This window comes from Gallionella capsiferriformans ES-2, from assembly GCF_000145255.1.
GTDB lineage: Bacteria > Pseudomonadota > Gammaproteobacteria > Burkholderiales > Gallionellaceae > Gallionella > Gallionella capsiferriformans.
On sequence record NC_014394.1, the window covers coordinates 389,344 to 407,860 of the forward strand.

Consider the following 18,517-nt stretch of genomic DNA (forward strand, 5'->3'; position numbering starts at 1 on the left):
AATTATCCAGAAGGGCGACAGATGTTGATCATGCGTTTGTATCTGGTACTGGTCGTGTTGCTGCTGGTATTGTCAGGCGGACTGTATGTCTTCACCCGCAACAGGCGTTATCTGAAATTCGCCTGGCAAACAGTGCGCTTTACGGTGTTGCTGGTTTTAGTGTTCGGCTTGCTGTTTGTGCTCGAACGCTATGTGTTGGTGGCGTGGAAAGTGTTCTTGTGAGTCGCGGTCCGGTGAAGATCGCCCTGTCTACGATTTTGAAAACTTCTCTAACGCAAATTTGAGTGGTGATTCGGGAAGATTGTCGCTGAGTGCGTGCAATTGGTTCTTTGCTGTATTGCTTAGCAAACGAGGTGCAGGCCGCGTTTTAACCACGGCATAGCTCACTTGCACCTTGACCCTGATTCCGCTAACCTCGCAACCCTTGTCTTGTAGTTTGGTCACTAATTCAGGAGCCAGTTGGCGCAGTTTTGCGGCGAGTGTGCCATTCGATGCGGCAATGCTGAGCGTTCCCTGACGAAGACCCAACACTTGGCAGTGTGCGGACAGATAAGCCGGCGCGACCTGATTGAAGTGGTGTTGCAGTTCGGTCAGAGACTGCACGGCGTTGAGCAGTTCGCGCAGTTGGCTACTGCTGTTCATCAGGGATTTTAAACGTTGGGTCACGGATGGCTTAAAACGAAAAGGAGGAAGCATGAATATTATTCTAGTTTCCAATCGCTGCACACAGTCACGCAGTATATATTTGACTGGATGGCATGTGTTCTTGTGCATCGTGTTGTTAGTTGCTCTGACTGCAGCGGCTGTACTTGGCATGATGCGTTTTGCGCCGGCGGGACTCGATAAGGTGGGAATTCGCCCCAATCAACTCGTGTATCAGCGCAGTAACCTCTCTGCACTAGCGTTGAAGCTGGGCGAAATGCAGGCGCGCGTACAGCGGCTCGATGCGCTGGGTGGACGGCTTGTTAAGCTCACCGGGATGAAGCCTGAAGAATTTCAATTTGATCAGCCGCCGGCTCAAGGTGGGCCGCTGGTCACTGCAGGACCGCTTTCCTTGGCGACTTTAGCGCAGCAACTCGAAACGCTCGCTCATGTGGTGGACGACAGGAGCGATAAGCTGATGGCGCTGCAGACGCTGCTAATGCAAAACCAGTTGAGTCGCGGACTTCTACCATCCATTGTGCCGATCGAAAACGGCGTATATACATCGAATTTTGGCTGGCGTGTCGATCCCTTTAGCGGTAGCAGCGCGATGCACGAGGGGGTGGATTTTATGGCGGAGCCGGGTACGCCCATATTTGCCTCGGCTGGCGGTGTGGTGGTGTATGCGGATACCCATGCTCAGTATGGTAATATGGTAGAAATTGATCATGGTAACGATATCGTAACGCGTTATGCGCACGCGTCGAAACTGCTGGTCAAGGCGGGTCAGGTTGTACGGCGCGGCGACAAGGTTGCTGAGGTGGGTAGCACGGGTCGTTCGACGGGTAATCATTTGCATTTCGAAGTGCGGTACAAGGGCAGCGCCCAGAATCCCGTACGTTTTTTGCAAAATGCAGCAGGTTAATTGAATTTACGGGTTGATTGTTAAAATTTATAAGGGCGAGGCAGCTTAGTGTTGTCTCGCCCTGTGGTTGATAAAAAATGATTTCAAAAGCACTTAAGAGTATTTTCGGTAGTCGCAACGATCGCCTGCTCAAGCAGTATCGGTCGACCGTCAAAGAGATTAATAAGCTTGAAGCTACGATGGCGACGCTCTCTGATGAGGCGTTGCGCGAAAAGACGATTAGCTTCAGGCAGCGTTTCGAACAGGGTGAGACGCTGGAGGCAATGTTGCCCGAAGCGTTTGCCGTGGTGCGCGAGGCAGGTACGCGCGCGCTGGGGATGCGTCACTACGATGTGCAGATGATAGGCGGTATGGTGCTGCATTACGGCAAGATCGCCGAGATGCGTACCGGCGAAGGTAAGACGCTGATGGCGACCCTGCCTGTTTATCTGAATGCAATTTCAGGGCGCGGTGTACACGTGGTCACCGTCAATGATTATCTGGCCTCGCGCGATGCGGCTTGGATGGGGAGACTCTACCGTTTTCTGGGGCTGAGTGTCGGTGTGATCGTATCGCAGATGCCATCGGATGAAAAACAAGCGGCTTATGCGGCTGACATCACCTACGGCACTAACAATGAATTCGGTTTTGATTACCTGCGCGACAATATGGCCAGCCAGATGGGCGAGCGCTTTCAGCGCAAACTCAACTACGCCATTGTCGATGAAGTCGATTCGATCCTGATCGACGAGGCGCGTACCCCGCTGATTATTTCTGGGCAGGCGGAAGGCGACGTCAATGTCTATATGCAGATCAACGAACTGGTGCAGAAACTGGTGCGCCAGATCGAAGAAGAGGGGCCGGGAGACTATTCGGTCGATGAAAAAAATCATCAGATATTGTTGTCAGAAATTGGTCACGAGCATGCCGAAAATATCCTGACCGAAGCGGGTCTTCTGCCGGAAAACGGCAGTTTGTATGACGCGGCGAACATCAGCTTGATTCATCATTTGTATGCGGCACTGCGCGCCCACGCGCTGTATCACAAGGATCAAAACTACGTGGTGCAGGATGGTGAAGTGGTCATCGTCGATGAGCATACTGGCCGGTTGATGTCGGGTCGTCGCTGGTCGGACGGCTTGCATCAGGCGGTCGAAGCCAAAGAAGGCGTTGAAATTAAGAAGGAAAATCAGACGCTTGCGTCGATTACCTTCCAGAATTATTTCCGTATGTACAACAAGCTGGGCGGTATGACGGGAACGGCAGACACCGAAGCTTACGAATTTCAGCAGATTTACAATCTGGAAACCGTCATCATCCCACCGAATCGTCCGACGGTACGTCGCGATATGATGGACAAGGTGTATTTGACGGCGATGGAAAAATATCGCGCGGTTATCGTCGATATCAAAGACTGTTACGAGCGCGGGCAGCCGGTACTGGTCGGTACGACGTCGATTGAGAATTCCGAATTGCTTTCGCATCTGTTGGAAAAGGAAAATCTGCCGCATCAGGTGCTCAATGCCAAGCAGCATGCGCGTGAGGCGGAGATCGTCGCGCAAGCCGGGCAACCCAAGATGGTCACCATTGCAACGAATATGGCCGGACGTGGTACGGATATCGTGTTGGGCGGCAGTATCGAGCGTCAGATAGAAGCCGTACAAGGCGATGAGACGCTGGATGAAGCAGCTAAAATCGCGCAGATTGAGCAGTTGAAATCTACCTGGACGATCGTACACGAGCAGGTTATCAAGTGCGGCGGTTTGCATATTATCGGTACGGAGCGCCACGAATCGCGGCGCGTGGATAATCAGTTGCGCGGCCGTTCGGGTCGTCAGGGAGATCCTGGATCGAGCCGCTTTTATCTGTCGCTGGAAGACCCGTTGCTGCGTATTTTTGCCTCCGATCGGGTTGCGGCGATCATGAATAAGTTCAAATTGCCTGAAGGCGAGGCGATTGAGCACGTCTGGGTGACACGCGCGATTGAAAATGCGCAGCGCAAGGTTGAGGCGCGCAATTTCGATATGCGTAAGCAGATCCTCGAATACGACGATGTGGCGAACGATCAGCGTAAGGTGATCTATCAGCAGCGCACTGAACTGCTCGAAAGCGATGATATTACCGAGACGGTGCAAGGCATGCGCGATAGCGTGCTGGACGATACGATCAGCCAGTACATCGTGCCGCACAGCATGGAAGAGCAATGGGATGTGCCAGGTCTTGAAAAGGCGCTTGCAGTTGAATTCCACCTTGAGCTGCCTCTGGCGCAATGGCTGGAAGAAGACAATAGTTTCAACGAGGCAGGACTGCGCAACCGTGTACTTGAAGAGGCCATGCAGCGCTATCGCGCCAAGGTCGAACTGGTGGGGGCTGACGGAATGCATCACTATGAGCGTGCCATCATGCTGCAGAGCGTCGATGTGCACTGGCGTGAGCATCTGGCAGCGCTTGATCAGTTGCGTCAGGGCATCCATCTGCGCGGCTATGCGCAGAAGAATCCGAAGCAGGAATACAAGCGCGAAGCCTTCGAATTGTTTTCATCTATGCTGGACGTCATCAAGCGCGAAGTGACTCAGGTATTGATGACGGTTCAGGTGCGCAGCGAGGCGGAAATCGAAGCGGTAGAAGCCACGACTGCCGTTGAAAATGTGCAGTATCACCATGCCGATTACGAAGAAGCGCTGGCTCAGGATGCGACCAGTGTGTCAACCGATGAGGCGGTTCAAACGTTTGTACGCGATGGGCGGAAAATTGGACGCAATGATCCTTGTCCCTGCGGTTCTGGAAAGAAATATAAACAGTGTCATGGACAATTAAATTAAAAGGAGAATGCAATGTCATTAGTAATTGATACGCTGCGCACCTCGCCGGTCACGGAAGAGTTGAGTCAGGCGGAAGTGGAAATTCTGGCAGGCTTGTTTGAAGTGCAGGAATTCAAAGCGGGCGATATCATCGTTCAGCCTAATGATGTGCAGCCTGATAATTTGTATATCCTCGCCTCGGGTGAAGTGGACGTTAAGATCGAAAGCGGTGGGGACGAGTCCACTGTGCATGTGCTAAAACCGGGCGATCTGGCCGGCATGATTACCTTTGCGGGCGGGGCTGCGACCCACATCAGTGCGACTCTGTATGCGGTCGGACCGACCAAAGTGTTGAGCATGGCGCGCGCGCGTTTCGAAACGCTGATCAATACGCATCCTATGCTGGTTTATCGCGTGATGCGCGGCATCATTCGCAATATGCACGGTATCGTGCGTCGTGTGAATATTGAATCTGCTGAGTTGTCGAATTACATCTACAAGACCGGTGGTCGTTACTAAATCTGAAGGAATATACATGCCGGTTAATCTGAATCCGCCCGTAGCAAAGCAACTGTTGCCCGTCGCGGGCGTCACCTTGGGTATCGCAGAAGCAAATATCAAGCGGGAAAACCGCAAGGATTTGCTGGTTATGCAGCTGTGCGAGGGTGCAAAAGTCGCCGGCGTGTTCACCCAAAATCGTTTTTGCGCGGCACCGGTGATTGTTGCGCGCGAGCATTTGGCCGCAGATGAAGGTATTCGTGCGCTGGTGGTTAATACCGGCAATGCGAATGCGGGCACCGGTGAACAAGGGCTGCTGGATGCGCGCATGACTTGCGCTGCGCTGGCAGGTTTGCTTGGCTGCAAGTCTAACCAGATCCTGCCATTTTCGACCGGCGTGATTATGGAACCGTTGCCTGTTGCGAAAATTGCCGCCGGGCTGCCTGCGGCCGTTGCCAATATGACAGGTGATAACTGGTTCGATGCGGCTCATGCCATCATGACCACCGATATCGTCGCCAAGGCGATTTCAAAACAGGTCGTCGTTGAGGGCGTAACGGTCACGATCACGGGTATCGCCAAGGGGTCGGGCATGATCCATCCCAATATGGCGACTATGCTGGGCTATATCGCAACCGATGTGACTATCTCGCAGGCGCTGTTGCAACAGCTGGTGACCACGGCGGCAAACCGCTCTTTCAACTGCATCACCGTGGATGGCGATACCTCTACCAATGATGCGCTGATGCTGATTGCGACCGGACAAGCCGCGCACAATGAAGTGACGTCGCAGGATAGCGCAGTTTACGGCGTGTTGCTCGATGCAATCAGCGAGGTTGCGATTTATCTTGCGCAGGCAATCGTGCGTGACGGCGAAGGCGCGACTAAATTCATCACCGTCAAAATTGAAGGCGGGCGTGATGAAGAGGAGTGCAAAAAAATAGGGTACGCGATCGCACACTCTCCACTGGTTAAGACGGCGTTTTTCGCCTCAGACCCTAATCTGGGGCGTATTCTGGCCGCAATCGGTTATGCGGGCGTAGAGGATCTGGACGTGTCGGCCCTCCAGCTGTATCTGGATGATGTGCTGGTCGCCGAAAATGGCGGTCGTGCCGCAAGTTATCAGGAGGCCGACGGTCAGCGCGTGATGGCTCAGTCTGATATCACCATCCGTGTGGTGTTAAACCGCAGCGATGTGAATGCGACGCTGTGGACTTGCGACTTTTCCTACGATTACGTCAAGATCAACGCCAGCTACCGCAGCTAACCCTTGAGCGCGCTCAATCAGTTTTTGGCCCGCGCAGAAGGGTTGCTCGCGCGACTCGAGGGTATCGTGCCGGGGGCTGCTGTGCAGGCGCCCGACTGGGCGATCGCTGCGGCCTTTCGCTGGGATCACCGGCAGCGCATTCTGTCGCCGGTGGCCAATTTTCAGCGCATACGCTTAGCTGACCTGCTCGGTATCGACGACCAGAAGCAACGCATACAGCAAAATACCCGTCAATTCGTCGCTGGGGGTACAGCCAATAATGTGCTGCTGTCGGGTGCGCGCGGTACCGGAAAATCATCTCTGGTTAAAGCCTTGCTCAATGAATATGCCGATGCCGGTTTGCGCGTGATTCAGATCGACAAGCAGGGATTGACGGATTTGCCTGTCATTGTGGGGCTGGTCGAGGGGCGGGCTGAGCGCTTTATTCTGTATTGTGACGATTTGTCGTTCAATGCCGATGAAGAGGGTTACCAGACCCTCAAAGCGGCACTCGATGGGGATCTGGTGGCGTTTTCCGATAATTTGCTGATCTATGCGACGTCGAACCGCCGCCATCTGATGCCCGATTACATGAGTGATAATCTCGCGACGCGCTATGACGGCGACGAGATTCACCCCGCCGAAAGCGTCGAAGAGAAAGTTTCGTTATCCGAACGCTTTGGTCTGTGGATTTCCTTTTATCCGTTCAGTCAGGATGAGTATCTGGCGATTTGTGAGCGCTGGTTGCAGTATCACGGCAGGCGGGGCGGTATGACGGATGAAGTGCGCCGCGCCGCGCTGCAATGGTCGCTGTCACGCGGGTCGCGCAGCGGTCGTGTGGCGGGACAGTTTGCAAAAGACTGGTGTGGCCGACAGGCGTAGCGTTTCACCCTTCAGTTGAGTTTCACCAGTGCATATTCCAGGCTGTCCGAGAGCGCCCGCCAGCTCGCTTCGATGATGTTGGCGCTTGCCCCTACCGTCGTCCATACATGTCCGCCCCCCTGAAACGTAATCAGTACGCGGATCTGTGCTGAAGTGCCGTTGGCGCTGTCCAGGATGCGCACCTTATAGTCGATCAGGCGTACCGTGGTGAGCACCGGATAGACGCCAGCCAGCGCGCTGCGCAGCGCAGTGGAGAGCGCGTTGACCGGACCGTTACCCTCGGCTGCGACGAACTTAGTTTCGCCATTGACTTTGACTTTGACCGTGGCCTCAGACAGCAGGCCGCGACTCTGACGTTTTTCCGTAATCACGAAATAGTCGATCAGCTCGAACGGTTGAACATAATCGCTGCGTAAGCGGTGCAGCATCAGCTCTACGCTGGCCTCTGCCGCTTCGAAGGTGAACCCTTCGTGCTCCAGGTGCTTGATGTGGCCCAGCACGCGTTGTGCGTCGTCGTTGTTGAGATCGATCCCGAGCGATTTTGCATGAAACTGGATATTGCCGCGTCCAGACAGCTCAGAGACGACCGAGCGCGTCTCATTGCCGACAAGCTGAGGGTCAATGTGCTGATAGGTGTCTGCCGCCTTGAGCATCGCTGCGACATGGATGCCGCCCTTGTGTGCGAACGCGCTGCGACCGATGTAGGGGGCGTGATTATAGTGTTTTAAGTTGACTACTTCGGCGACGTACTGGGCGAGTGAGGTCAACTCGCGCAGTTGTTCAGCTTTTACAACCTTCCTGTCCATCTTGAGTTGCAGATTGGGAATGATGGTGGTCAGATTGGCGTTGCCGACGCGTTCGCCATAGCCATTAATGGTGCCCTGTACCTGAGTGCAGCCCCCGCGCACGGCCGCCAGAGAATTGGCGACGCCGCAGCCGGTATCGTTGTGGCAATGTACGCCCAGTGGGGTTGGGATATGCTGGCGCACTTCGCGGACGATTTCCTCAACTTCCCAGGGGAGCTTGCCGCCGTTGGTCTCGCACAGCACCAGCCAGTCGGCTCCCGCCTCGGTCGCTGCCCGTAACGACGCCAGCGCATAGTCTTTATTGGCGAGAAACCCGTCGAAAAAATGTTCGGCATCGAACATCACTTCGCGCCCGTTTTGCTTCATGTAGGCCACGCTGTCCCGTATCATCGCGAGGTTTTCCTCGAGAGAGGCCGCGAGCACCAGTTTAACGTGGTAATCAGAACTTTTGCCTACCATGGTGACGACCGGCGTTTTTGCAGCTAACAACGCTTCAAGGTTGCTGTCTTCCTCGCAGCTTTTATTCTTTTGCCGTGTGCGACCGAATGCGGCAAGCTTTGCGCCACCCAACTCCAGCTTTGCAGCACGCGCGAAAAATTCCGCATCTTTGGGGTTGGAGCCCGGCCAGCCCCCTTCGATGTAGTGAAAGCCAAAATCGCCCAGACGTTTGGCGATGATCAGCTTGTCGTCAACGGACAGGGAGATATCTTCACGCTGGGTGCCATCGCGCAGTGTGGTGTCATAAAGAAAGACTTGGCTCATGGTATCGGGCTTAAATGATTGAAACTTAAAAAACTAGGATTTAATCCTGTTCCTGAATGACTTCAAAATCGTGCGTCACAAGGGCGGTGGCGCCCAGCATGATAGACGCGGAGCAATATTTTTCGGCTGACAGTTTGATGGCCTTTTCGACGACTTCAGGCTTGATGTTGCGGCCTTTGACGACGAAGTGCATGTGGATCTTAGTAAAGACTTTCGGGTCGGTCTCGGCGCGTTCCGCATCGAGTTCGACATAGCAGTCGGTCACCGCCTGACGACTTTTTTTTAGTATCGACATCACATCAAAACTGGTGCAGCCGCCAGCGCCCAGCAGCAGCATTTCCATCGGGCGCGGGCCAAGATTGCGACCGCCTGCAGCCGGCGCGCCATCCATCAGTACCGCATGGTTGCTTTCGGTCTCGCCTAAGAAGGCGACATTTTCTACCCATTTAACGCGTGCTTTCATCTGACTGTCCTTAGTGTTAACCGTGAATGCGTAATTTTGCCTGATACCAGAGCAATCCGATCACTTCATGCACAAATATTTTACTGTCGCGCAGTGCTTCCGCGCGGGGTATGAAGGCTAACAGGTTAGTCTGGTAACGGGTGGTGAAACAAGTGGGCGCTTCGATGACTACAAAACCTGCCGCGCGAAATGCGGCGGCCGAACGCAGCATGTGCCACGCGTGCGTGACCAGATAGATGTCTCGTATGCCAGCCTTTTGCAAGGTTTGGTACGAATAGCGTGCATTTTCGAACGTGTTGTCGGATGCGTCTTCCGTCCAGCGTGCCGGTATACGAAAATCCTCTTCAAGGACTGTGCGCATCTGGTGCGCTTCAGAGGTGCCATTGCCTAACGGTTTTCCGCCGGTGACCAATATTGGTGCATTGAGCTCGCGCTGTAGTCTTGCGCCATAGCGCAGGCGAAGCAGCGTGGCTTCGCTGACCGTGTCCTGATTGTCGTACTCCGGGGCGTGAAAGTAAGTCCCGCCGCCTAGTATGACAATCGCCGACGCTTTCGGGCTGTCAGCGGTCAGTGCGTGCGTCTGGTTTTCCAGCAGGTGCAATGCGCCTTCAGCAAAGTAAGGCGTGGAGGCGATCCAGAGCAGAACCAGCGCGCTTGTGCAAAGCGCGCGTGCAAATTTCGGCTGGCGATAAAATAAGTATATCCCGGCGAGCAGGAGCAGCAGCAGACTCAGCGGAGGGAGTAAAAACGCGCTGGTGAGATTGGTGATGAACCAGGACATGAGTGCGGTATGAAGACAAGATAAGCTATCATATTACAATTCAACGAGGCAATTGCACTGTGCTTTGTGGGCTATCGATAATAAAGCCCCCATTCGGTTCTCGTGTTTTCAGTGTAAATGAAAATATAATTTGACATGAGTGGGGGGGTGGACTAGAATTCGCGCCCTTCGAGGTTTCAATATAGAATTTTAGGGTTAGTGGATATGAAAACATTTTCCGCAAAAGCACACGAAGTCCAGCACGAATGGCTTCTTGTTGATGCTGCTGATCAAGTGCTCGGCCGTCTGGCAGCACAAATTGCTTCGCGTCTGCGTGGCAAGCATAAAGCAATTTACACCCCACACGTGGATACCGGCGATTTCGTCGTAGTCATCAATGCGGATAAATTGCGAGTAACAGGTAACAAGGCTGAAGCTAAACTGTACCACCGTCACACAGGTTATCCTGGCGGTTTGTACACGACTAACTTCACCAAGATGCAAGGTCGTCATCCGGCCCGCGTTCTGGAAAAAGCCGTCAAGGGCATGTTGCCTAAAGGCCCTTTGGGCTACGCGATGTTGCGCAAAATGAAGGTATATGCAGGTCCTGCACATCCTCATGAAGCACAACAACCGACACTCATTAACTTGTTGAAGGCTTAATCATGACGGTCTCTTATAACTACGGAACAGGTCGCCGCAAAAGCGCGGTAGCACGTGTATTCATCAAGGCCGGCAAGGGCGATATCATCGTCAATGACAAGCCAGTTGATGTGTACTTCTCACGTGAAACAGGCCGCATGATTGTGCGTCAACCTTTGGGCTTGACCGATACACTGGGTCAGTTCGATATCATGGTTAACGTATCAGGCGGCGGTGAAAACGGCCAGGCGGGTGCAGTGCGTCACGGTATTACACGCGCTCTGATTGACTACAACGCAGACTTTAAGCCTGTGTTGAAGGCAGCGGGTCTGGTGACACGTGATGCTCGTGAAGTTGAACGTAAGAAAGTCGGTCTGCGTAAAGCTCGCCGCAGGAAACAGTTCTCCAAGCGTTAATCGTTTGGTTGGATCACAAAAACCGCCTTCGGGCGGTTTTTGTTTTGGTGTATCATGCCGCGTGATTTTAAAGGGGGCAGCGATGATTAAAGTGGGCATAGTAGGCGGTACAGGGTATACAGGCGTTGAGTTGCTGCGACTGTTGGTCTTACATCCAGAGGTTACCTTGCAGGTAATTACCTCGCGCGCCGATGCGGGTACGCGCGTTGATCAGATGTTTCCCAGTCTGCGCGGTTTGGTCGATTTGCTGTTCGTACATCCGGACGAGGCGCATTTAGAGCAGTGCGATGCCGTGTTCTTTGCGACCCCGAACGGGATTGCGATGCAGCAGACGCGCGCACTATTGGAAGCGGGCGTCAGGGTGATCGATCTGGCCGCAGATTTTCGCTTGCAGGACATCGCCTCGTGGGAGGCATGGTATGGCATGACGCACGCCTGTCCTGATCTGGTCGCCGAAGCCGTGTATGGCTTACCTGAAGTCAACCGTGAACAAATCAAGACGGCCCGTTTGATCGCCAATCCGGGTTGCTATCCGACCGCGGTACAACTGGGTTTTTTCCCGTTGCTGGAAGCGGGCGTTATTGAAGCGGGTAGTCTGATCGCCGATGCGAAGTCGGGCGTGTCAGGCGCAGGACGCAAGGCGGAAATTCCGGCGTTGTTTGCTGAGGCGGGTGATAATTTTAAAGCCTATGGGGTTGCAGGTCATCGTCATCTGCCGGAGATCAAGCAGGGGTTGGCGCGCGTATCAGGTAACGGCGTCGGGCTTACTTTTGTGCCGCATTTGACGCCTTTGATACGCGGCATCCATGCAACGCTGTACGGTAAGCTCACACGTGATGTTGATTTGCAGGCCCTGTTCGAGGCGCGCTACGCCGATGAGCCATTCGTCGATGTGATGCCGGCGGGCAGCCATCCTGAGACGCGCTCGGTCAGAGGCTCAAACCGGTGTCGCATCGCGGTACACCGCCCGCAAGGCGGTGATACGGTCGTGGTGTTGTCGGTGATCGACAATCTGGTCAAGGGGGCTGCGGGTCAGGCTGTACAGAACTTGAACATCATGTTCGATTTTCCTGAGGCCATGGCGTTGAATATCGTACCGTTGTTGCCGTAATGCCTGCGCGAGGCGGTTATTAAAGCGTGGCGGCGTGCCAGACGCGGCTTCAGTATGAGGCCGCTGTCGGTTCGTCCGCATATTGCCTGGTATTATCGCTGGAGTATGGTGTTGCCCTTCGTGCTGGCGGCGGCTGGTCTGGTCTGGTACGCTTACATCAGCGGGTTGGAGTTGGCCGGTTTTCGCAGTGGTGAATCCGAGCGTGCAATGACAGGGTTGCAGGAGAAATTAGCCAAAGTCACGCTGGAGAATAGCCAGCTTGGCAGTCAAGTTGCGCAATTTCAGCAGCAACTACAGGTTGAGCAGGGGCGTAGCGGGGAGACTGCACGTCAGTTGCAGAACCTCACGGCAGAAAATGCCCGTTTACAGGATGATTTAAATTTTTTCCAGAATCTAACCGCTGCCAGCGGTAAGGAAGGTGAGTTTGCCATTCATAGGCTCACGCTGGAACGCGATAAAATCCCCGGAGAATATCGTGTGAGGATGTTGCTGGTGCAGAGCGGTCAGCACGGCAAAGAGTTTTCCGGAGGCTATCAGCTCGTTGGGACTGTGGTGCAAAACGGGCGCGAAGTAACGCAGCTATTCCCCTCCGCAGAATCAGGGCTTGCGCAGTTTTCACTGAAATTCAAGTATTATCAGCGTCTGGAGCAAACTCTGCGGCTTCCCGCAGATGTGCAATTGAAGAGTGTGCAGGTTAGACTGTTTGAACAGGGGATGCGCGAACCCAAAATCAGACAGAGTGTTAATCTTTTGTAGTCAGGGAGACGCGTTTGTTCAACAAGAAGCACAGCAAGCCACAAAGCCGGATTGACACCCTTATCGGGCTGGGCACAGTCATCGATGGCAACGTCACGTTTAGTGGCGGCATGCGGATCGATGGTCAGGTAAACGGTGATGTGATCGCCATGCCGGGCAAACCCTCGACGCTGATTTTAAGCGAGCTGGGTAGCGTGAATGGTGCGGTAAGTGTCACTCATCTTGTGGTCAACGGGGCAATTTGCGGGGACGTCACTGCTACTGAATATCTCGAGCTTCATGCCAAGGCGCGGGTCACTGGCAACGTTCATTACAAGACGCTGGAAATTCAGATTGGTGCGATGCTTCAAGGACATCTGGTGCATACCAATGCCGCCGATCAGGAAAATGTGGTCGCGTTTAAATCGAGTAATGCTTAATTAATGTAAGGAAAAATCATGGATGCAACAACTGCTGTAACCGAGTCACAAGATTTGCTGGTGTTCACAGACAATGCGGCTGCCAAGGTCAAGCAATTGATCGAAGAAGAAGGCAATAGCGAACTCAAACTTCGTGTATTTGTCAGCGGTGGCGGATGCTCAGGATTTCAGTACGGCTTTACGTTCGATGAAATCACCAACGAGGATGACACGGTTCTTGATAAGAACGGCGTGCAACTGTTGATCGATCCGATGAGCTACCAGTATCTGGTCGGTGCGGAAATTGATTACACGGAAGGACTGGAAGGCTCTCAGTTCGTCATTAAGAACCCGAATGCCACCACCACCTGCGGTTGCGGTTCTTCATTCTCAGTCTAGTTCGCTGTTGTAACTATCCGTCAGAACGAAGCTTGTTGACGGATAGTTAATCGCATCGCTTAAACTGAATGCCCTTGCAGCGATTCCCTCTCGATGGCAGCCGAATTCTTGCGGCCGGCTCGATCTCCATCGCAAGACGGGCTTAATAGTGTGGAGGTCTTTCGTTGAGGGTTTTATTGATATTGCCTGCCTCATTCAGCGATTGTATGTGCCCTGTCAGTGAGGCGCAAATCGCCTCTAGCTGGCTGAGTTTTTGCTGCTGCTGATAGACAATTTTATTGAGTTCCTCTACCAGATCTTCCTGATAGGATATTTTTGTTTCGATGTTTACGAAGCGTTCTTCAGTCATGAGGTGTCTTTGTGAAATGGGCGATTGGCCGGTGGGTGAGGCTGTTATGCAGGATAGACGGCACCTAGGATGCACGAATGCCTAGCACCAGTCACCAGCGGCAGGTTTGCAGGCAGTCCCTGTAAATTTTGCTGTGCCAGCCAGGCAAAGGCGATTGCTTCCAGAAAGTCGCTGTCGACACCGAGCTCGTTGGTGGTCTGCACAATGCTGCTGGAGAGTAGCGTTGCAAGACGGTTTAGCAGCGTCAGGTTGTGCGCACCGCCGCCGCACAGGTAAACGGCCTGAGCGCCCGCGCATTGGGTTTGTATCGCCTCTGCAATGGTGCGGCAGGTGAGTTCCAACAGGGTTGCCTGTACGTCTTCAGGTGATTCATCCCCGGTAAGTTTGCTTTGCAGCCATTGCATGTTGAACAGGTCGCGTCCGCTGCTCTTGGGGGGCGGCAGTGCAAAGAACGGTTCCGCCAGCATCAATTGCAGCAGCTCGGGTAGCACTCGTCCGGTTGCAGCCCATGCGCCGTTCGCATCATAGGATCTTTTCAGGTGTTGCATGCACCATGCGTCCATCAGCAGATTGCCCGGGCCGCAGTCGAAGCCTGACGTGGTAACGCCGGGCGCGAGATTGGTCAGGTTGCTGATACCGCCAATATTGACAATCACGCGATGTACGCCGGGCGCGCGCAGCAGTTTGTCGTGGAAAGCGGGAACCAAAGGGGCGCCCTGACCGCCTGCTGCAATGTCGCGGCTGCGAAAGTCGCTGACAACGGTAATGCTGGTCAATTCAGCCAGCAGCGCAGCATTGCCGATTTGCAGCGTATAGCCGTGTTCCGGGCAATGCCGGATGGTTTGTCCGTGACAGCCTATGGCGAGAATTTGTTGAGGGGTGTGGCAGGTAAGCGCTAGCAGTGCATTGACGGCTTGGGCATACAGCGTTGCCAGTTGATTTGCGATCAGTTGCGTCTGGTGCAGTTCGTTCTGCGCGGGGAGATGCAAGGCGAGTACGGCTTGTCTCAGCGCATCATCGAACGGGAAGAAAAATTTCCCCAGTAGCGTTGGGGCGGGGGGGGCGAAATCGACCAGTACAGCATCGATGCCGTCCAGGCTGGTTCCCGACATCAGCCCGATATAAAGCTCGGGCTGACTCAAGTGCTGTGTGCCCAATTAATCCAGCTTGGCGAGATTGGTGTTGCGCAACTGGACCAGACTTGCGACAAATTTATCTGCCATTGCCTTGAATGCGGTCCGGTTTGCACCCGTGATCGGCAGTGCATTGGGCAGTGCGACGCGCAGCGGGTCGCGTTGCTGATCGTTGATCCTGAATTCATAGTGCAGGTGAGGGCCGCTGGTCATGCCGGTCATGCCGACATAGGCAATCACATCGCCTTGTCTGACGCGAGCGCCGTTACGCAGGCCCTTGGCGTAGCGAGACAGATGCCCGTATACCGTGGAATACTGACTCTGGTGCTTCAGAATGACAACGTTGCCATAGCCATTCTGCTGGCCGACAAAAGAGACGATACCATCCGAGGTGGCTTTTACCGGCGTGCCGATGGGGGCTGCAAAATCTACGCCCTTGTGCGCGCGCCATTTGTTCAGTACCGGATGAAAACGTGCCATGGTAAAGCCCGAGCTCACGCGTGAAAAAGCAATCGGAGAGCGCAAAAATGCCTTCTTCAGGCTGCGGCCTTCGGGGGTGTAGTAATCGCTGTGGGTTGCATCGCTTTGAAAGCGTACAGCGCGATAGACATTGCCCTGATTAATGAATTCGGCTGCCTGAATTTGCCCGGCTTTCACCAGTGCGCCGTTACTGTAGGTCATTTCATAGACGGCGGTGAAGCGATCGCCGCGTTTCAAATCGTGATGGAAGTCCACATCGCCGCTGAAAATTTCGGTGAGTTGGTTGGCGGCTGATTCCGGCATGCCAGCGGCATCGGTGGCGGCGTACAGGCTGGTCTTGATCTCACCTGTGCGGACAAACAGACGTTTTTCGAGTTGCGCGGCAACCGTTTTCGAGATGAACGAGTCGCCTTGCTTTTGGATGATGGATTTTGCGCCCTGTTCGCCCAAGTAGCTCAATGATACGAGTGCACCTGTCGTATCTGTTTCCGCTTGTACTTCGCTGCCAACAGATAATTTCCGGAATGCTTTTGCGTCAGCGCTGTTGCGCAGATAATTGCTGGCAACCGGATCCTTAATGTTCAGGCGTTGCATCAGTTCTGCCACCGTATCGCCGCGCTGCAGGCGTTCGGTGTGCCAGAAGGTGGCAGGCGTGCTCTCGGTTGGGGCTGCTGCGGGCAGAGCGAGTTGTTCTATGGCAACTTTGTCATTATTCAAACCAAGATTGCTGGTCGGCACCAGTCCAAAAGCGGTGACGACACCCAGCAGTGGCATGGTTGATACGGTGATAAACCAGCGCAATTTCTTTTTGCGTTCTTGGTTAAGCATGTTTTGCGTTAACATTCGCGTCTCCGTGAGCGGATTGCCGTTTTATGATGGCAGCATTATCTGATTGAAGCGAACTTTAACAGAAACAGGCTATTCCTTAAAGGTTTAACTGATATTTTGTGTGAAAATGAACCCGTAGCTACAATCTGGCGGGAAAATAGGGCGTGCGCTAGCGATTTTACTGAATTTAAAATGAAAAATATGAATGACATGACACAGGTATTGGATGTAATAAAACGCGGGGCAGATGAATTGCTGATCGAGGCTGAGCTCAAACAAAAACTCGCATTGGGTCGTCCGTTGCGCATTAAGGCGGGTTTCGACCCGACCGCGCCGGATCTTCATCTGGGGCATACCGTATTGCTCAATAAGATGCGTCAGTTGCAGGATCTGGGGCATCACGCGTTGTTTTTGATTGGCGACTTCACAGGAATGATTGGTGATCCGACCGGAAAAAATGCCACCCGTCCGCCGCTGTCACGCGAACAGGTGCTGGAAAATGCGCAGTCGTACCGTGATCAGGTTTTTAAAGTGCTCGACCCTGAAAAGACGGAGATCGTTTTCAATTCGACCTGGATGGATAAATTCAGTGCAGTCGACTTGATCCGGCTGGCAGCGACCCATACGGTCGCGCAAATGCTTGAGCGCGATGATTTTGCGAAGCGCTACAAGGGGGGGCAGCCGATTGCGATTCATGAATTCATCTATCCTCTGGTGCAAGGTTACGATTCGGTCGCGTTGAAGGCGGATTTGGAGTTGGGCGGCACGGATCAGAAATTTAACCTGCTGATGGGGCGCGAAATGCAACGTCATTACGGGCAGCCTGCGCAGTGTATCTTGACCATGCCACTGCTCGAAGGTCTGGATGGTGTGAACAAGATGTCCAAGTCGCTTGGCAATTACATCGGAATTACCGATGCGCCTCAGGATATGTTTGGCAAGCTGATGTCAATTTCCGATGTGTTGATGTGGCGTTATCTTGAATTGCTGTCGTTCCGCAGTCTGAGCGAAATTGCAAGCTGGCGTGCCGAAGTTGAAGGCGGACGCAATCCGCGCGACATCAAAGTGTTGCTGGCGCAGGAAATTGTTGCGCGATTCCACAGTCAGCGGGATGCTGAGGCTGCGCTGGAGGAGTTCGATGCCCGTTTTCGCAAGGGGGTGTTGCCTGATGATATGCCGGAGATGACCGTGGCGGCTCCCGATGGCGTGATTTCCGTGCCGTTGTTGCTGAGGCAGGCCGGACTGGTAGACGGAACGTCGGAGGCAATGCGCATGATAGTTCAGGGTGCGGTCAAGCTCGACGGTGAGCGCGTGAACGATAAAGGCGATACGGTAGCGGCCGGTCGTGTGGTGGTGGCTCAAGTCGGTAAGCGTAAATTTGCACGAATCACGGTGCAATAAGTTTTAAATTCGCTTTATTTGTGCTCATAGTGAAATATGAGTTGTTATGCGAGGATGGTTTTGCTAGAATCGCGCCCTCAATTTTTTGGTAGAAGGTAGTTCGTAGATGACAACCGTACGTGTTAAAGAGAATGAGCCGTTTGAAGTCGCAATGCGTCGTTTCAAGCGTTCTGTAGAAAAAACTGGTCTGTTGACCGATTTGCGTGCACGTGAATTTTACGAGAAGCCAACAGCTGAACGCAAGCGCAAGCTCGCTGCAGCGGTTAAGCGTCATTACAAGCGTCTGCGCAGCCAGACTCTGCCGCCTAAGCTGTACTAAGTCTTACCCGTTCGCGTGGTAATGAATTTAAAGCAGAAAATTACCGATGACATGAAAGTCGCGATGCGTGCCAAAGATACGGCACGTCTCTCGGCTATTCGTCTATTGCTCGCCGCGATTAAGCAGCGTGAGGTGGATGAGCGCATCGAGCTGGCCGATGGAGATATCGTTGCGATCATCGAGAAGATGAACAAGCAGCGCCGTGATTCCATTAGTCAGTATGAGGCGGCATCTCGTCAGGATCTGGCCGATATCGAGAAATTCGAAATGGGCGTGCTGGCAGTTTATATGCCGCAACAGTTGGGCGATGCAGAAGTGCTGGCCGCAGTTGTTGAGGCAATTTCGGCTGTTGGTGCTGCGGGTCCGCAGGATATGGGGAAAGTCATGGGTGTGCTCAAATCTAAATTGGCAGGTATTGCTGATATGGGTCGGGTATCCGCTCTGATTAAGGCTCAGCTCTCGTAGTAGTTTGAACGTAGCAGGTTTTCAATGAGCGTCTTCAGGGCGCTTTTTGTCATGAT

General features: G+C 53.6%; 22 protein-coding genes. 15 read left to right on the plus strand and 7 right to left on the minus strand.

The window, feature by feature from the left end:
* Nucleotides 1–21 precede the first annotated feature (21 nt).
* Complete coding sequence (locus GALF_RS01745) at nt 22–222, plus strand: hypothetical protein (RefSeq protein ID WP_013292329.1); 201 nt, start codon at nt 22–24, stop codon at nt 220–222.
* A gap of 27 nt (nt 223–249) precedes the next feature.
* Here GALF_RS01745 and GALF_RS14750 read toward each other — a convergent pair whose 3' ends face one another.
* On the minus strand, nt 250–642 hold the full coding sequence (locus GALF_RS14750; protein ID WP_190274091.1) for a DUF721 domain-containing protein: 393 nt from the start codon (nt 640–642) through the stop codon (nt 250–252).
* A gap of 52 nt (nt 643–694) precedes the next feature.
* On the opposite strand from GALF_RS14750, the gene GALF_RS01755 reads away from it, so the two are divergent.
* The 5 genes from GALF_RS01755 to GALF_RS01775 all read left to right on the plus strand — a co-directional run bounded on the left by GALF_RS01755 (nt 695) and on the right by GALF_RS01775 (nt 6,973).
* Entirely contained in the window at nt 695–1,567 is an 873-nt protein-coding gene (locus tag GALF_RS01755) for a M23 family metallopeptidase (RefSeq protein ID WP_013292331.1), read from the plus strand.
* A 77-nt stretch (nt 1,568–1,644) separates the two neighbouring features.
* Nucleotides 1,645–4,368, plus strand: a complete 2,724-nt coding sequence (secA, locus tag GALF_RS01760; protein ID WP_013292332.1) for a preprotein translocase subunit SecA — start codon at nt 1,645–1,647, stop codon at nt 4,366–4,368.
* Between the two features lie 12 nt (nt 4,369–4,380).
* Nucleotides 4,381–4,866, plus strand: a complete 486-nt coding sequence (locus tag GALF_RS01765) for a Crp/Fnr family transcriptional regulator (protein ID WP_013292333.1) — start codon at nt 4,381–4,383, stop codon at nt 4,864–4,866.
* Nucleotides 4,867–4,882: 16 nt separating this feature from the next.
* A complete protein-coding gene (gene argJ / locus GALF_RS01770) occupies nt 4,883–6,112 on the plus strand; it encodes a bifunctional glutamate N-acetyltransferase/amino-acid acetyltransferase ArgJ (RefSeq protein WP_013292334.1) in 1,230 nt (409 codons plus the stop codon).
* A 3-nt stretch (nt 6,113–6,115) separates the two neighbouring features.
* Nucleotides 6,116–6,973 carry an ATP-binding protein gene (locus GALF_RS01775; protein WP_013292335.1) on the plus strand — a complete coding sequence of 286 codons (858 nt, stop codon included), beginning with the start codon at nt 6,116–6,118 and terminating at the stop codon, nt 6,971–6,973.
* An 11-nt stretch (nt 6,974–6,984) separates the two neighbouring features.
* Here GALF_RS01775 and cimA read toward each other — a convergent pair whose 3' ends face one another.
* From cimA to GALF_RS01790, 3 genes are read right to left on the minus strand one after another with little or no spacing between them, the layout of a single operon-like run.
* Nucleotides 6,985–8,541: a citramalate synthase gene (gene cimA / locus GALF_RS01780; RefSeq protein ID WP_013292336.1), complete on the minus strand. Its 1,557-nt coding sequence runs from the start codon at nt 8,539–8,541 to the stop codon at nt 6,985–6,987.
* Nucleotides 8,542–8,581: 40 nt separating this feature from the next.
* Complete coding sequence (locus tag GALF_RS01785; RefSeq protein WP_013292337.1) at nt 8,582–9,004, minus strand: OsmC family protein; 423 nt, start codon at nt 9,002–9,004, stop codon at nt 8,582–8,584.
* A gap of 16 nt (nt 9,005–9,020) precedes the next feature.
* A complete protein-coding gene (locus GALF_RS01790) occupies nt 9,021–9,785 on the minus strand; it encodes a YdcF family protein (protein ID WP_013292338.1) in 765 nt (254 codons plus the stop codon).
* A 204-nt stretch (nt 9,786–9,989) separates the two neighbouring features.
* Between GALF_RS01790 and rplM the strand changes: the two genes are divergently transcribed.
* From rplM to erpA, 6 genes are all read left to right on the plus strand, one after another.
* Nucleotides 9,990–10,427: a 50S ribosomal protein L13 gene (gene rplM / locus GALF_RS01795; RefSeq protein WP_013292339.1), complete on the plus strand. Its 438-nt coding sequence runs from the start codon at nt 9,990–9,992 to the stop codon at nt 10,425–10,427.
* Between the two features lie 2 nt (nt 10,428–10,429).
* Entirely contained in the window at nt 10,430–10,822 is a 393-nt protein-coding gene (gene rpsI / locus GALF_RS01800; RefSeq protein ID WP_013292340.1) for a 30S ribosomal protein S9, read from the plus strand.
* Nucleotides 10,823–10,904: 82 nt separating this feature from the next.
* Nucleotides 10,905–11,933: an N-acetyl-gamma-glutamyl-phosphate reductase gene (gene argC, locus GALF_RS01805; protein WP_013292341.1), complete on the plus strand. Its 1,029-nt coding sequence runs from the start codon at nt 10,905–10,907 to the stop codon at nt 11,931–11,933.
* A gap of 54 nt (nt 11,934–11,987) precedes the next feature.
* Nucleotides 11,988–12,689 (plus strand): DUF6776 family protein, encoded by a 702-nt coding sequence (locus tag GALF_RS01810; protein WP_013292342.1) that lies wholly within the window; start codon nt 11,988–11,990, stop codon nt 12,687–12,689.
* 14 nt (nt 12,690–12,703) lie between these two features.
* Entirely contained in the window at nt 12,704–13,108 is a 405-nt protein-coding gene (locus GALF_RS01815) for a bactofilin family protein (RefSeq protein ID WP_013292343.1), read from the plus strand.
* 18 nt (nt 13,109–13,126) lie between these two features.
* Nucleotides 13,127–13,486, plus strand: coding sequence for an iron-sulfur cluster insertion protein ErpA (gene erpA / locus GALF_RS01820; protein ID WP_013292344.1), 360 nt, complete (start codon nt 13,127–13,129; stop codon nt 13,484–13,486).
* A 142-nt stretch (nt 13,487–13,628) separates the two neighbouring features.
* On the opposite strand, the gene GALF_RS01825 is transcribed toward erpA, so the two are convergent.
* The 3 genes from GALF_RS01825 to GALF_RS01835 are packed head-to-tail and all read right to left on the minus strand — an operon-like array spanning nt 13,629 to nt 16,291.
* Nucleotides 13,629–13,835 carry a SlyX family protein gene (locus tag GALF_RS01825; protein ID WP_013292345.1) on the minus strand — a complete coding sequence of 69 codons (207 nt, stop codon included), beginning with the start codon at nt 13,833–13,835 and terminating at the stop codon, nt 13,629–13,631.
* 44 nt (nt 13,836–13,879) lie between these two features.
* Nucleotides 13,880–14,992 (minus strand): anhydro-N-acetylmuramic acid kinase, encoded by a 1,113-nt coding sequence (locus tag GALF_RS01830; RefSeq protein WP_013292346.1) that lies wholly within the window; start codon nt 14,990–14,992, stop codon nt 13,880–13,882.
* Nucleotides 14,993–16,291, minus strand: a complete 1,299-nt coding sequence (locus tag GALF_RS01835; protein ID WP_013292347.1) for a peptidoglycan DD-metalloendopeptidase family protein — start codon at nt 16,289–16,291, stop codon at nt 14,993–14,995.
* Between the two features lie 186 nt (nt 16,292–16,477).
* On the opposite strand from GALF_RS01835, the gene tyrS reads away from it, so the two are divergent.
* The 3 genes from tyrS (at nt 16,478) to GALF_RS01850 (ending at nt 18,461) form a co-directional block, all read left to right on the plus strand.
* A complete protein-coding gene (gene tyrS / locus GALF_RS01840; protein WP_013292348.1) occupies nt 16,478–17,677 on the plus strand; it encodes a tyrosine--tRNA ligase in 1,200 nt (399 codons plus the stop codon).
* Nucleotides 17,678–17,783: 106 nt separating this feature from the next.
* The gene (gene rpsU / locus GALF_RS01845) at nt 17,784–17,996 is read left to right on the plus strand and encodes a 30S ribosomal protein S21 (RefSeq protein WP_013292349.1); all 213 of its coding nucleotides are present in this window, start codon (nt 17,784–17,786) and stop codon (nt 17,994–17,996) included.
* A gap of 21 nt (nt 17,997–18,017) precedes the next feature.
* Nucleotides 18,018–18,461 (plus strand): GatB/YqeY domain-containing protein, encoded by a 444-nt coding sequence (locus GALF_RS01850; RefSeq protein WP_013292350.1) that lies wholly within the window; start codon nt 18,018–18,020, stop codon nt 18,459–18,461.
* The last annotated feature ends 56 nt before the right edge of the window (nt 18,462–18,517 follow it).